This window comes from Streptomyces sp. NPDC042100 (assembly GCF_055582325.1).
The window spans coordinates 20,764-35,016 of sequence record NZ_JBVJDK010000019.1; the positions used below are offsets into that span (position 1 = coordinate 20,764).

Sequence of the window (14,253 nt, forward strand, 5' to 3'; positions counted from 1 at the left end):
CGGTCACAGCAGGATCCCTTCGTCGGCGCGGTGGCAGGCGGCGAGGCCCTCGCCGTGCGGGGCGAGCGCGGGCACCGTCTCCTCGCAGCGGGGCAGGGCGTGCGGGCAGCGGGCCGCGAAGTGGCAGCCGGGCGGGGCCTCCGAGACGGAGACCGGGCGTCCGTGGATGGGCCGGGGGGCGGGGGCGCCGGGTTCGATGCGCGGGGTGCAGGAGAGCAGGCCGGCGGTATAGGGGTGGCGGGGCGCGTCGAAGAGCTCGCCGGCGGCGCGGGTCTCGACGATGCGCCCGGCGTACATCACGTACACCCGGTCGCAGATGGCGGAGGCCAGTTCGAGGTCGTGGGTGACGAAGAGGAGGCCGGTGCCGCGTTCGGCCTGGAGGCGGGTGAGGATCGCGATGATCTCGGCCTGGGTGGTGACGTCGAGGGCGGTGGTCGGTTCGTCGGCGACGATCAGGGCGGGGTCGCCGGCGAGGGCCGCGGCGATGACGACGCGCTGGAGCATCCCGCCGGAGAACTCGTGCGGGCGGCGGCGCAGGGCGCCGCGCGGGTCGCGGATGCCGACGGCGGCCAGGAGTTCCTCCGCGCGGGCGGTGGCCTTCGCGGCGGGGACTCCGGCGGCGCGCAGGCCCTCGGTGACGAAGTCGCCGACGCGGCGCAGCGGGTTGACGGAGGCGCGGGGGTCCTGGAAGACCATGGCGGCCTCGCGGGCGCGGACGGCGGCGAGCCCGGCCCGGTCCAGGCCGAGGACGTCGCGGCCCGCGACGCGGACCTCGCCGGTGGTGCGGGCGCCTCGGGGCAGCAGGCCGAGGACGCTGCGGCAGGCGACGGACTTGCCGGAGCCGGATTCGCCGACGAGGCCGACGGTCTCGCCGGGGGCGACGGTGAGGGAGACGCCGTCGAGGAGGGGCCGGGCGGCCTGCCCCTCGGGCAGGCTCAGGGTCAGCCGGTCGATCTCCAGGACGGGCCGGGGGCCCTGGGGGGTGGTGGTGCTCATGGCTCAGCGCTCCCGCTTCGCGATCCGGTCGGCGATGCCCTCGCCGACGATGCCGAACGCCACGACGGCGAGGACGATGCAGACGGAAGGCGCGAGCGCGGGCAGCATCGCGCCCTGCTGGAGCGCCGACTGGCCCTCGTTGATCATGGCGCCCCAGTCGGCGGTGGGCGGCTGGACGCCGAAGCCGAGGTAGGACAGGGCGGCCAGGTCCATGAGGGCGTAGCCGAAGTTCATGGCCGACTGGGCGAGCAGGGTGGGGGTGATGTTGGGCAGCAGGTGGCGCAGGCAGATCGTCCCGCCGGACCAGCCCTGCACCCGGTACGACTCGATGTACGGGCGGGCCTTCTCCTGGCGGGCGATGCCCCGGACGAGGCGGCCGACGTACGGGGTGTAGGCGACGGCCATGGCGATCACGGGCGCGGTCATGCCGGAGCCGACGACCGCGACCAGCATGATCGCGAGGAGCAGGCCGGGGATGGCGAAGACGAGGTCCATGGACCGGGAGAGGAAGGCGTCCGCCCAGCCGCCGCGCCAGCCCGCGACGACGCCGAGGACGGTGCCGAGGAGCGTGGAGACGGCGACGACGAGCAGCGGGCCGAGGAGTCCGGTGCGGGCGCCGTACATGAGGCGGGACAGGATGTCGCGGCCGGACTGGTCGGTGCCGAGGAGGTGGTCGCCGCCGGTGCCGACGAGGCTGGCGGTGAGGTCCATGGCCTCGGGGTCGTGCGGGGCGAGCAGCGGGGCGAGGGCGGTGACGAGCACGAGGGCGGCGAGGAGCAGCACGGCCGCGGTGAACATCGGGCCCTGGCCGAGGACCCGCAGGCCGCGCAGGCCGGGGCGGCGGCGCAGCGCGTCGGCGGGACCGGCCGCCTCGGTGCGTGCGGTGAGGGTCATGAGGTGCCTTCCCCGTGGAGGGTGAGCCGGGGGTCGATGAGGGGGGCGCAGAGGTCGACGACGAGGTTGACGAGGACGAAGGCCGCGACGCTGATGAGGGTGACGGCCTGGACGACGGCGAAGTCCTTGGCGCTGACGGACTGCACGAGGAGGGAGCCGATGCCGGGGACGTCGAAGGCGGTCTCGACGACGGAGGTGGTGACGAGGAGTCCGGCGAGCATGGTGCCGCCGACGGTGACGACGGGTCCGAGGCTGTTGCGGAGCACGTGCCGCCGGACGACGGTGGCGCCGGCGACGCCGCGCGCGCGGGAGACGTCGACGTGTTCGCGGCCGAGTTCGTCGAGCATCGCCGAGCGGGTGACGCGGGCGAGGAGTCCGGCGAAGGTGGTGGCGAGGGCGAAGGCCGGGAGGGTCAGGTAGTAGAGGCGTTCGCCGAGGCCCTCGGGGGTGCCGCCGGGGCCGGGGAACCAGCCGAGCTGCACGGAGAAGAGGGAGACCAGCGCGATGGCGCTGACGAAGGACGGGGTGGCGGTGGCGACGCCGGTGGCGATGAGCACGAACCGGTCGAGGAAGCCGGGGCGCAGCGCGGCGAGCACGCCCGCCGCCACGCCGCCGACGGCGACGAGGACGGCGGAGTAGCCGACGAGGAGCACGGTGCCGGTGAGGCGGGAGCCGAGCAGCGCCGAGACGTCCTGGTGGTACTGGGCGGAGCGCCCGAAGTCGCCGTGCAGGGCGCCGCCGAGCCACTTGGCGTACTGCACGAGCAGCGGGTCGTCGAGGTGGTACTCGGCGCGGAGCGCGGCGACGGTCTCGGGGGTGGCGGGGCGGCCGTGCAGCAGGAAGGAGACCGGGTCGCCGGGGGCGAGGTGGACGCTGGCGAAGACCACGAAGGAGGTCACGAGCAGGACCGCGAGGAGTCCGGCGAGCCGGCCGAGGAAGTAGCGGAGCAGTCCGTTCATCAGTTCGCGGCACCGATCGTCGCGGCCCAGGGGTAGTAGAGCTGGGCGATGCCGGTGGGGGCGCCGGTGACGCGCTTGCCGAGGAACACCGTGTAGGGGGCTTCGTACAGCGGGATGGTGGGCAGTTCGCGGACGGCGATCTTCTGGAGTTCGGCGGTGAGGTCCGAGCGGGCGCCGGGGTCGACGGCGGTGTTGGCGCGGTCGAAGGCGGCGTCGTAGCTCGGGTCGGACCACTCGCCGTAGTTGCCGAAGTCGCCGGTGCGGAAGTACTGGTAGAACTCCAGCGGGTCCGGGGTGTTGTCGTAGCCGTTGGTGATGACGAGGTCGAGGCCCTTGCGGGCGTTCTTGTCGACGAAGATGCTGCTGTACGCCTCCGGGGAGACGGACTTGAGCTGGACGTCGAGGCCGATCTGGCGGCCGGCGGCCTGGACGGCGTTGGCGACGACGCTGATCTCGGGGGCGAGGGTGCTGGTCGCGAGCGTGACCTTCTTGCCGCCCGCGCCCGCCTCCTCGACGAGCCGCTTGGCGGCGGCCACGTCGTACACGGGCTCGGGCAGGTCCTTGAAGTAGCCCTCGGTGCGCTCGGGGAGGAGCGACCAGGCGCCGCGCGCGGTGGGGGCCTTGGCGGGGACGCCGACGCCGCCGGCGGCGGCCTTGATGATGTTCTTGCGGTCGAGCGCCATGGACAGCGCCCGGCGGACCTTGAGGTCGCCGAGGGTGCCCTTGAAGTCGAGGACGGCGAGGTTGGCGGCGGCGGTGTTGGGGCCGTAGTACAGCTTGCCCTTGTTCGACGCCTGGAGCTGGGCGAGGGAGGACGAGGGGACCATGTAGCCGCCGTCGGCGGTGCCGGTGAGGAAGGTGTTGGTGCGGGCCGAGGGGTCCTCGACGAAGGTGAAGCGGACGGCGTCGTTCTTGGGCGCCAGCTTGGGGTCCCAGTACCCGGGGAACTTCTTGAGGGAGATCGACTCGCCCTGCCGCCAGGCGTCCAGGGCGTAGGGCCCGGTGCAGTTGACCTTGCCGCCGGGGACGCCGTACTCCTTGCCGGTCTTCTTGAGGAAGGCGGCGCTCTCGATGGTGCCGGGCGAGGCGGCCATCAGCTCGTTGAGGAGGACGTCGGGGCGGCTGAGGCGGAAGGTGACCTGGAGGGGGCCGGTCTTCTCGATCGCCTTGACGTTCTTGAAGGCGGAGCCCCAGGGCGAGCCGGTGGCCGGGTCCATCTGGCGCTTGAGGGAGGCGACCACGTCGTCGGCGGTCATGGTGGTGCCGTCGTGGAACTTCACGCCGGGGCGCAGGGTGTAGACCCAGACCAGGGGTTCGGGGTTCTCCCACTTCACGGCGAGGCCGGGCTCGATCTTCAGGTCGGGGGTGACCCGCAGGAGCTGCTCGCAGACGTTGGCGAGGACGGTGTTCGGCGGGTAGTCGAAGGCCTGGGCGTAGTCGAGGGTGTACGGCTCGGCGTACAGCGACCAGGTGAGGGAGGCCAGCCGGCCCTTCGCCGCGGGGGAGGTCGGCGTGACGGTGTAGGCGGCGTTGCCGCCGCCCGGCTTGGTGGCGCCGGAGCAGCCCGCCGTCGTGGCGGCGAGGGCCGCCGTACAGACGAGGGCGGCGAGGAGTCTGGGCGTGCGCAAGGAGACCCACCCCTTCACGGGTGTAGAGACGTGCACTGGGGAAGCCGGAGAGCTCGGGGGCTTGGGGAGCTGGGGAGGCTCGGGGGGCTTGGGGAGCTCGGGGAGCCCGGGGAGCCCGGGGAGCCCGGGGATCTGGGCGATGCAGCGAGTATTGATGCGGGAACGTTCCCGCACAAGACTTTGCGGGAACGGTTTTGCAGAGGTCAGGGAGGTGGCAGCATCGGATCGTGACCATTTCTGAACAGCTCGGAGGGCATGACGGGGACCGGCCCGGCGGACCCGTCCGCAAGCCGTCGGAACCGCCGGCGGCACCGGCACCGCCGGGACCCCGGGTGCGGCTCGTCGACGTGGCCCGTGAGGCCGGGCTCTCGAAGACGACCGTCTCCGCCGCGCTCAACGGCACCGGACGCCTCTCCCCCGCCGTGCGGGAGCGGGCCCGCGAGACCGCGCGGCGGATGGGCTACCGGCCCAACGCCACCGCCCGGCAGCTGCGCGCCGGGCGGGCCCGGCTGATCGGCTACGTCGTCGGCGAGTTCGCCGGCGCGCCCTGGACGTACCTGGACTCGCCGTACTTCGCCCAGCTGACGAGCGCCACCGCGGCGGCGGCCCTGCGGCACGGCTACGCGCTGGTGATGCTGCCCGCGGGGACGCTCCAGCGGGAGTGGGCCGACCTGCCCCTGGAGGCGGTGATCGTCGCCGATCCGGTCGAGGACGACCCCCTGGTGGAGGACTTCCTCACCGCCCGGATCCCCGTCTTCAGCGACGCGTCGGTGGCGGACCGCCCCGGCGCGTACTGGGTCGACGTGGACACGGAGGCCGCGGTACGGGACTCCCTGGACCATCTGCGCGAGCGCGGGTCCCGGCGGACCGCGCTCGTCCTGCCCGACAGCACGACCCGCTTCCACCGCGAGGTCCGCGCCGCCTACCGCGCCTGGTGCGCGCGGCACGGCGCCGAGGAGCTGGTCACCCTGGTCCCGCTGCCCGGCAACGGACCGGTGGTCCGTGCCGTCGAGGAGGCCCTGGGCGCGGAGTCCCGGCCCGACGGGCTGTTCGTCGTGGCGGAGGCCAGCCCGCCGCTGGTCCTGGACGCCGCCCGGCGGCTCGGCCTCGCGGTGCCCGGGGAGCTGCGGGTGGTGTGCGTGAGCGAGGACGGCTCCGCCGCCCACGCGGACCCGCCGGTCACCACGCTGAGCCTGCGCCCGGCCGAGGTCGCGGAGGCCGGCGTCGGACTGCTCGTGTCGGCCCTGGAGGGCGGAGGCAGCGCCCCCCCGGGTGTGCTGCTCTCCGCCCGGCTCAGGGTGCGGGCCTCGTCCTGACGGCCCGGAACGCCCAGACAGCCCGGATCGCGCGGGCGGTGCGGTGGTCACCGGGACCGGTCCCGGTCCGGTTTCCGTCCCGGTCCCGGTCCCGGTGACCACGCCGAAGCGCGGGCACACGCTCCTGTCCGGCGTGGTCGGCATTCCGTCCCCCTCAGCCCGCGAAGACGCGGGTGCCGCCGACGAAGGTCTGCTCCACACGCGCCTCGGCGATCTCCTCGGCCGGGGCCGTGAAGATGTCGCGGTCGAGGACGACGAGGTCGGCGAGGTGCCCGGCGCGCAGGCTGCCGGCCTCGTCGTGGCCGCCGACATGGGCGGAGCCCGCCGTGTACGCGGCCAGCGCGGTCGCCAGGTCCAGGCGCTGCTCGGGCAGGAAGACCCGCCCGTCGGTGGCGCCCGGCTCGGCGCGGTTGACGGCCACGTGCAGGCCGGCCAGCGGGTCGGGGCTGCTCACCGGCCAGTCGCTGCCCGCGACGAGGGTGGCGCCGGCCCGGACCAGGTCGCCGAAGGGGTACTGCCAGGCGGCGCGTTCGGGGCCGAGGAAGGGGATCGTGAGCTCGTCCATCTGCGGCTCGTGCGCGGCCCACAGCGGCTGGATGTTGGCGAGCGCGCCGAGCCGCGCGAAGCGGGCGATGTCGTCGGGGTGCACGACCTGGAGGTGCGCCAGGTGGTGCCGGTTCCCGCGCCGCCCGTTGGCCTCGACCGCCGCTTCGACCGCGTCCAGCGCCTCGCGGACGGCGCGGTCGCCGAGCGCGTGGAAGTGCACCTGGAAGTCGAGGGCGTCGAGCGCGGTCACATGATCGCGCAGCGCCTCGGGATCGACGAAGCTGAGCCCGCTGTTGGCCGTGGCGCAGCCGCAGGCGTCGAGGTAGGGGCTGGTCATGGCGGCGGTGAAGTTCTCGGCGACGCCGTCCTGCATGATCTTCACCGAGCCGGCCCGGAAGCGCCCGTGGTGCGAGACCGCCCGGCGCTCGACGAGTTCGGGGATCTGTTCGGCGCCGCGCGCCCGGTCCCACCACAGCGCTCCGCTGACCCGCGCGGTGAGGGTGCCGTTCCGGGCGGCCGCCAGATAGGCGTCGGCGGGGTCGGCCATCCCGTTGAAGGAGCCCAGCAGGGCGTCCTGCCAGCCGGTGATGCCGAGCGAGTGCAGCAGGTCCTGGGCGCGCAGCAGTCCGGCCAGCCGGTCGGCGGCGGTGGTCGGCGGCAGCAGCCGCTGGACCAGCGAGACCGCGCCCTCCTGGAGGACGCCGCTCGGGGTCCCGTCGGCCTCGCGCTCGATGCGCCCGTCGTCCGGGTCGGGGGTGCCGGCGGTGATCCCGGCGAGCTCCAGGGCACGGGAGTTGGCCCAGGCGCCGTGGTGGTCGCGGTTGACCAGGAGCACCGGCCGGTCGGCGACCACGCCGTCGAGCAGCCGCCGGGAGGGCAGTCCGCCCTCGAAGCTCTCCATGGACCAGCCGCCGCCGGTGATCCACGGGCGGTCGGGGTGCGCGGCGGCGTACGCGCCGATGATGCGCAGGTAGTCGTCGACGCCGGTGGTGCCGCTCAGGTCGCACTCGGCCATCTCCACGCCGCCGGAGACGGCGTGGATGTGGGCGTCCTGGAAGCCCGGGATCAGCAGCCGGCCCGCCAGGTCGACGATCTCGGTCTTCGGACCGATCAGGGCGCGGACCTCGTCGTGGCCGACGGCGATGATCCGTTCGCCGACGACGGCGAGGGAGGTGGCCCGGGTCCGGGCGGGGTCGCCCGTGAAGACGGGGCCACCGGTGAAGACCAGGTCGGCCGTGCTCATGTACGTACTCCTGGAGGGTAGGGGCCGGGGCCGTTGCCGCCCGGGGGCCCGCCGGACCGGTCCCGAGGGGGCCGGTGCGAGGGGCGTCATGCAACCGTCGCGACGGTTTACACGTCAAGGGTGTTGTCATAAGGTCCGGCGGCATGGCCGAACGAGTGGTGCCGGAGAACCGGCGACAGCGCAGGCGCCCCACCAAGCAGGGCACCGTCCTTTCCGAGCGGGTCATCGTCGAGACGGCGCTGCGGCTGGTCGCCCAGCACGGTGCGGAGGCGCTCTCGGTGCGGCGGCTCGGGGCCGCCCTGGGCGCCGATCCCAGCGCGATCTACCGCTACTTCCGCAACACCGACGACCTGTTGCTGGCCCTCGCCGACGAGCTGATCGGAGTGGCGCAGCGGAGCTGGCGGGCCACCGGGGACTGGCGGGCCGACCTGCGGGACATCGCGCTGCGCATCCACGCGGCCTATCTGGCGAACCCGCAGGCGGCGGCGCTGTCCGCGCACCGCACGACGGGCCGCGAGAACGAGACCCGGGCGGTGGAGGCGATCCTCTCGGTGCTGCGCGGGGCGGGCTTCCCGGACGCGGAGGCGGTGCGGATCTACCACGCGTTCGTGGACCAGGCGCTCGCGTTCGCGGCGCTGGACGCGGCGGCGTTCGCGCTGCCGGAGCCGGCCCGGGCGGCCGACGAGCAGGTCTGGCACGAGGCGTACGGGAAGCTCTCGGCGGCCACCCATCCGCATGTGGCGGCGACCTTCCCGCTGCTCGCGGCGGACATGCGGGACAGCGGGCACCCGTTCGCGCTGGAGCTGATGCTGGACGCGGTGGGGGCGCGTCTGGAGGCCCACCGGCGGCGCGGCTGACGGCGCCGGTGCGTCCGTCCCCACCCCTGGCCGGCGGCCTTACGACAACACCATTGACGCAAAACCGCATGGCCGGTTCTCATGGCGGCACTTCGGAGGCCCGTACCTCCGCGATCCGAAGGAGCCCCGCCCATGGACCCCGTGCACGCCCTGCGCGACGCCTCGCCCACCCCGTTCTGGCTGGACGCCCCGGACCGCCCGGCGGCCGCCCCCGCCCTCGTCGGCCCCACCGACTGCGACCTGCTGGTGGTCGGCGGCGGCTACACCGGGCTGTGGACGGCGCTCATCGCCAAGGAGCGCGATCCCTCCGCCGACGTGGTCGTGATCGAGGCGGACCAGGCGGGCGGCGCCGCCTCCGGCCGCAACGGCGGCTTCTGCGAATCGAGCCTCACCCACGGGCTGGGCAACGGACTGGCGCGCTGGCCGCACGAGATCGGGCGGCTGGAACGCCTCGGCCGGGAGAACCTCCAGGCCATGGAGGACACCCTCACCCGCTACGGCATCGACTGCGCCTGGGAGCGCACCGGTTCACTCGTCGTGGCCACCGAGCCGTACCAGCTCGCCGGGCTCGACGAGGAGGCCGAGACGGCCGCGCGGTACGGGGCCGAGGTCAGGCTGCTAGACGAGGCCGGGGTCCGCGCCGAGATCGACTCCCCCACCTTCCTCGGCGGGCTGTGGAACACCTCCGACACCGCCATGCTCGACCCGGCCCGGCTGGCCTGGGGCCTGAAGCGGGCCTGCCAGGAGCTGGACGTCCGCGTCTACGAGCACACCCCCGGCACCGGTCTCGCCGAGGACGGCGCCCGGGTCGCCGTCACCACCCCGTACGGCCGGGTGCGCGCCCGGCGGGTCGCGCTCGCCACCAACGCCTTCCCCTCGCTGCTGCGCCGGCACCGCCCGTACACCGTCCCGGTCTACGACTACGCGCTGATGACCGAGCCGCTGACGGAGGCCCAACTGGCCTCCGTGGGCTGGCGGAACCGGCAGGGCTGGGCCGACTGCGCCAACAGCTTCCACTATGTGCGGCTCTCCGCCGACAACCGGATCCTGTGGGGCGGTTACGACGCCGTGCACCGCCGTTCCGTGCGCGCCGAGCACGACCGGCGGCCCGCCTCCTTCGCCACCCTGGCCCGGCATTTCGCCGCGACCTTCCCGCAGCTCGCCGGGGTCCGGTTCAGCCACGCCTGGGGCGGTGCCATCGACACCAGCACGCGCTTCTGCGTCTTCTTCGACACCAGCCACCGGGGCAAGGTCGCCTACGCGGCGGGCTATACGGGGCTGGGCGTCGGCGCCACCCGCTTCGGCGCCGAGGTGATGCTGGACCTGCTGGCCGGTGAGCGCACCGAGCGCACCGCCCTGGACCTGGTGCGGCGCAAGCCGCTGCCGTTCCCGCCGGAGCCGGTGCGCTCGCTGGGCATCGGGATCACCCAGTGGTCGATGGCGCGCGCCGACGCGCACGAGGGGCGCCGCAACCTGTGGCTGCGGTCCCTGGACCGGGCCGGGCTCGGCTTCGGCTCCTGACCGGCGGCGCCCGGGGGGGCAAGCGCTCAGCGGGTCACGGGGCCGGCGGGTCACGGGGCCAGGGGCGGCACGGCCTCGCGGGCCAGCCCGTGGGCCAGTTCGGCCCACCAGGCGCCGGCGGGCGGGTCGACGGTCCCGTACACGGGATCGGCCGGGCCGCCGGTGCCCCGGGTGCAGCTCCCGTCGGACTCGCCGACCGTCTTCACGTACAGGTACGCGTCGGCCAGCGGGACCCCGGTGTCGGCGGTGGGGCGGGGGCCGAGGCCCCGGCCCGGCGGGTTGCACCAGGTCTCCGGGTCGGGGTAGGTCCCGGTGGGCGGGGTCCAGGGGCCTCGGCCGTTGCGGCTGGTGTCCACGACGAAGTGCGGCAGCTCGGCGGCGGGCGCGCCGCCGGTGGTCTGGGCGTACCAGGCGTCGGTCCAGTGCCAGGTGGCCGGGTCGGCGGCCGAGACCGCGTTGCCGGAGGTGCCGTCGTTGGGGGCGGCGGGCGAGTAGTACTGGCTCGCGCACCACTCGGTGTGGCCGCGCGCCCAGTCGGGGCCCCGGGTGGCGAACCAGACGCAGCGGGAGACCCAGCCGCCGTAGCGGGTGAGCTGGTCGGTGGGCTGGAAGTTGGAGACGTTCAGCGAGAAGCCGTCGGCCTTGGCCACGCCCGCGCTGATCAGCCGTTCCGCGATGTCGTCGACGGACTTCCACTGGCTGTTGCCCGCGTCCAGGTAGACGCTCGTACCGGCGCTCCGTTTGAGGACGGTGACGGCGAAGTCCAGGTCGGCGAGGCGGGCGGCGGTCAGCTCGCCCGTCGGGTCCACGTTCCCGGCGCAGTCGCGGGGCAGCGCGGCCAGCCCGTCGGGCTCCAGGACCACCAGCGCGGGGCCGGCGCCGACGCCCTCGGCGAGGGCGCCGATCCAGGCGCGGTAGGCGGCCGAGTCGGCGGCGCCGCCGCCCGAGTAGTGGCCGCAGTCACGGCCGGGGACGTTGTACGCGACGAGGACGGGGAGCTGGTGCGCGGCGCGCGCCCGCGTGATCAGGGCGCTCGCTCCGGCGCGCGCGCTGTCCGGGGTGCCGCCGGTGAACCAGGCGGCCTGCGGCAGCGCGGCGAGCCGGCGCATGCGCTTCGCGTCCGTCGCGTTCCCGGCCGCCGCGTCGGCGACGGCCTGGCGGGCGGCGCCGCTGTCGGGGTCGACGTAGAAGCGGGTGGCGGCGGTGAGCGGCCCGCCGGGTGCCTCGGCCGACACCGCGGGGGCGAGGCCGGTCCAGGCGGCGCAGACGGCGAGCACCGTCGTGAGGACGGCGGAACGCCGCCCGGGCATCCGGAGCGTCATGACGGGCCTTCCTGTGGTGCGGTCACCGGCAGCCTAGGCGGCCGGTGATCACTGGGGGCCCTGACGCTCCGATCGGGCGGTCAGTCGTCCTGGCGGCTGCTCTCGTCCCTGAGCCAGGTGTCGAAGTCGCGCGCCTTGACGGCCTTCCGCGCCCCCCTGCGCGCCGCGAGCGCGGCGGAGAGGAAGACGAGGACGGCGGGCAGCAGGGCGGGCTCGGCCCGGACCAGGGCCCGCAGGTCGGAGACGCCGGTACGGGCCGAGGGCGGCGCGGCGGGCTCCGTGTCCGTGTCGGCCGACGTCCGCTGGTGCTCCTCCAGTTGCGCGGTGGAGGTGGCCGCCCTGACCCGGCGGCGGATCAGGTCCCGCCAGGTGCGCGGCGGCCGGACGACCACCCGGGCGGTCCGGACCACGCCGCGCTCGGCGGGCCCGAAGGCGAGCGAGGCGGCCAGGTCGTCGGCCATCAGCGGGGGCAGCGCGGCGATCCGGGCGTGGCCCTCGCCGGACATGGCGATCACCCCGCGCCCGAACAGCCCCTCGCGGACGGCGGGCAGCCGCTGCCAGACCCGGTAGTAGGCGCGCACCCGCCAGGAGCAGCCGGTCATCGGCAGCTCCCGCTCGGGCGCCGCCGCGAGCACGCCGCCGGGCCCGTCGAGCGCGGCGGCCAGGGCGCGCACGTCTCCGGCGCCGAGCACCACGTCGGCGTCCACGTAGATCCGGGGGAAGCCGTGGGCGTGCTCGTCGCCGAGGCGCAGGGCCTCGTGCTTGGAGGGCACGGGCGTCTCGACGACCCGGACACCGGGACCGTGGCCCGCGGCGACGCGGGCGGTGTCGTCCGTACAGCCGTTGCACACCACGACGATGTCGAACTCGTCACTCCGGGCGCCGTCCAGGAGGGCGTCCAGGAGCCGGCCGAGGGTGCGTTCCTCGTTGTGGGCGGGGATCACGATGCTGGGCACGGGGACAGTATGACCAAGGCGCCCCGCCCACACCGTTCGTTCACGGATTTTCCCCGCACCGCCATGACCTGCGCCGATGCGCGGGTACGGCCCCGGCCGCCGTGTCCGCCCCGCCACCACCGCACCGGAGGCGGCCGCTCCCGTGCGTGTCCGCGCCCGCCGGGCCGCGTACGGACCTGAGCCGATGCGTCCCACTCTTACAGTTCCTTCAAGTATCGGTAGGAGTTTCACACAACTCCTGGATGGCCTGCCCCAGTTGGTCTAGATTGAGCGCTGCCGGATCCGCTGGGGCACGAACACGACTCGTCCCGGGCGGATTCTGCGTCCTGTGCGGGCTCGGTGGTGGCTGGGGAGGCTCACCGCCGGTTCGCAGCGTTCAGTCAGGCGGAAGAGCCGCGCATCCTCGTCGCACCACCGCTGCCTTTCCCCTGCCCGCGAGCCGCTCTCGCAGGCGTCCCCGGGGGAAACGGCGCGCGTGGATCGGCAGGCTGCGCGGGAAGCGCCCTTGGGGGGAATGGATGACCGTCCTGCCGGTCACGCATGAGCGGCATCGAGTCGAATCCACACACTTCGATGTCCACCGCCTGTGGTGGCGGAGAAGACACCAGACCATAGTGCTGGCCGCGGACGCCGTCGCGGCCGTCGTCGCCGCGGTGAGCGTCCTCGGCGCGGTGGGCCACTGGGCCGTCGTCCTCGGCCTGCCGCCGGCCTGGGTCGCCCTGATGTACGCCCACCGGGCCTACGAGCGCGCCGTGTTCGGCTCCGGCGGCGAGGTCTACCGCCGGGTGCTGCGCGGTGCCCTGGTGCTGCCGGCGCTGGCCGCGGTGGTCGGCTGGGGTGTGGTGGGCGACCTCGACCTGCTGCACGAGATGATCCTGGCGGCCCCGACCGTGGCCGCCCTCAGTCTGGCGGCCCGCTTCCTGCTCCGGCGCTGGCTGCGCCGGAACTGGGCGCAGGGCCGCAACCGCACCACGGCGATCCTCGTCGGCCCCTCGGCCGGCGTCGCCGAGCTGCTCTCGGCGCTGTGGAACGGCGGCCCGGAGCGCTCGCCGTCCCGGGTCGGCCTCCAGGGCATGGACATCGCCGGCGTCTGCCTCACCGACCCCGGGAACACCCGGGGCCGCGCCCCGCTCGACAAGCTGGGCGTGCCGGTGCTCGGCGGCGTCGACGAAGTCCCCGGCGCGATACGCGGGTTCGGCGGCTCGACCACCGTCGTCGTGCTGCCGTCGCCGGAGATCGACGCGACCCTGCTGCGCGCGCTGTCCTGGAGCACCGCCGCCGCCGGCGGCGACTTCCTGCTGGCGCCCGCCTTCGGCGACGTGGCCGCCGCGCGGCTGGCCGTGCGGCCGGTCGGCGGGGTCCCGCTGATCCACCTGCGGGCCCCGAAGCTGTCCCGCTGGGCCCGGCTCCCCAAGGAGCTCGCCGAGCGGCTGGTCGCCGCGGTGCTGCTGCTGGTGCTCGCCCCGCTGATGTGCGTGGTCGCCCTGGCCGTACGCCTCGGCAGCCGCGGCCCGGCGCTGTTCCGGCAGGTCCGGGTGGGCCTGCACGGCAAGCAGTTCACCATGTTCAAGTTCCGCACGATGCGGCCGGACGCCGAGGCCGTCAGGGACGAGCTGGCACACGCCAACCACAACAGCGACGGCCTGCTCTTCAAGGTCCGCGACGACCCCCGGGTCACCCGGGTCGGGGCCACCCTGCGGCGCTACTCGATCGACGAGCTCCCCCAGCTGCTGAACGTGCTGAACGGGCGCATGTCGCTGATCGGGCCGCGTCCGCCGCTGCCCGAGGAGGTCGCCGGCTACAGCCACGAGGTCCGGCGCCGGCTGCTCGTGAAACCGGGCCTCACCGGCCTGTGGCAGGTCAGCGGTCGCTCCGACCTGCCCTGGGACGAAGCCGTACGCCTCGACCTGGCGTACGTGGACAACTGGTCGCTCGGCCTGGACGCGCTGATCCTGCTGCGCACCGGCCCGGCCGTCCTGCGCGGGACGGGGGCCTACTGACGATGAAGGGAACAC

The 14,253-nt window shown here is 74.6% G+C and carries 11 protein-coding genes; 4 read left to right on the forward strand and 7 right to left on the reverse strand.

Features of this window, described 5'->3' with window-relative positions; genetic code table 11:
• Positions 1-3 precede the first annotated feature (3 nt).
• Genes ACZ6J5_RS32000 through ACZ6J5_RS32015 form a run of 4 tightly spaced genes read right to left on the reverse strand, consistent with a single transcriptional unit; the run spans position 4 to position 4,477 of the window.
• Complete coding sequence (locus ACZ6J5_RS32000) at positions 4-996, reverse strand: ABC transporter ATP-binding protein (RefSeq protein ID WP_469397304.1); 993 nt, start codon at positions 994-996, stop codon at positions 4-6.
• A gap of 3 nt (positions 997-999) precedes the next feature.
• A complete protein-coding gene (locus ACZ6J5_RS32005; protein WP_469397306.1) occupies positions 1,000-1,890 on the reverse strand; it encodes an ABC transporter permease in 891 nt (296 codons plus the stop codon).
• Complete coding sequence (locus ACZ6J5_RS32010; protein ID WP_469397411.1) at positions 1,887-2,840, reverse strand: ABC transporter permease; 954 nt, start codon at positions 2,838-2,840, stop codon at positions 1,887-1,889. The genes ACZ6J5_RS32005 and ACZ6J5_RS32010 overlap by 4 nt, the downstream gene beginning before the upstream one ends.
• An 8-nt stretch (positions 2,841-2,848) precedes the next feature.
• Entirely contained in the window at positions 2,849-4,477 is a 1,629-nt protein-coding gene (locus ACZ6J5_RS32015; protein WP_469397307.1) for an ABC transporter substrate-binding protein, read from the reverse strand.
• Between the two features lie 227 nt (positions 4,478-4,704).
• Between ACZ6J5_RS32015 and ACZ6J5_RS32020 the strand changes: the two genes are divergently transcribed.
• The gene (locus tag ACZ6J5_RS32020; protein WP_469397309.1) at positions 4,705-5,793 is read left to right on the forward strand and encodes a LacI family DNA-binding transcriptional regulator; all 1,089 of its coding nucleotides are present in this window, start codon (positions 4,705-4,707) and stop codon (positions 5,791-5,793) included.
• Positions 5,794-5,947: 154 nt separating this feature from the next.
• Here ACZ6J5_RS32020 and ACZ6J5_RS32025 read toward each other — a convergent pair whose 3' ends face one another.
• A complete protein-coding gene (locus ACZ6J5_RS32025) occupies positions 5,948-7,582 on the reverse strand; it encodes an amidohydrolase (RefSeq protein ID WP_469397310.1) in 1,635 nt (544 codons plus the stop codon).
• Between the two features lie 143 nt (positions 7,583-7,725).
• Between ACZ6J5_RS32025 and ACZ6J5_RS32030 the strand changes: the two genes are divergently transcribed.
• Together ACZ6J5_RS32030 and ACZ6J5_RS32035 are read left to right on the forward strand one after the other, a co-directional pair.
• Complete coding sequence (locus tag ACZ6J5_RS32030) at positions 7,726-8,439, forward strand: TetR/AcrR family transcriptional regulator (protein ID WP_469397311.1); 714 nt, start codon at positions 7,726-7,728, stop codon at positions 8,437-8,439.
• A 132-nt stretch (positions 8,440-8,571) separates the two neighbouring features.
• Positions 8,572-9,960 (forward strand): NAD(P)/FAD-dependent oxidoreductase, encoded by a 1,389-nt coding sequence (locus tag ACZ6J5_RS32035; RefSeq protein ID WP_469397313.1) that lies wholly within the window; start codon positions 8,572-8,574, stop codon positions 9,958-9,960.
• A 50-nt stretch (positions 9,961-10,010) separates the two neighbouring features.
• Here the strand turns inward: ACZ6J5_RS32035 and ACZ6J5_RS32040 are convergent, their stop codons facing one another.
• Both ACZ6J5_RS32040 and ACZ6J5_RS32045 read right to left on the reverse strand, forming a co-directional pair.
• Positions 10,011-11,282 carry a glycoside hydrolase family 6 protein gene (locus ACZ6J5_RS32040; RefSeq protein ID WP_469397315.1) on the reverse strand — a complete coding sequence of 424 codons (1,272 nt, stop codon included), beginning with the start codon at positions 11,280-11,282 and terminating at the stop codon, positions 10,011-10,013.
• 80 nt (positions 11,283-11,362) lie between these two features.
• Positions 11,363-12,238, reverse strand: a complete 876-nt coding sequence (locus tag ACZ6J5_RS32045) for a glycosyltransferase family 2 protein (RefSeq protein WP_469397317.1) — start codon at positions 12,236-12,238, stop codon at positions 11,363-11,365.
• A gap of 614 nt (positions 12,239-12,852) precedes the next feature.
• Here ACZ6J5_RS32045 and ACZ6J5_RS32050 point away from each other — a divergent pair.
• Positions 12,853-14,238 (forward strand): sugar transferase, encoded by a 1,386-nt coding sequence (locus tag ACZ6J5_RS32050; RefSeq protein ID WP_469397319.1) that lies wholly within the window; start codon positions 12,853-12,855, stop codon positions 14,236-14,238.
• Positions 14,239-14,253 lie beyond the last annotated feature (15 nt).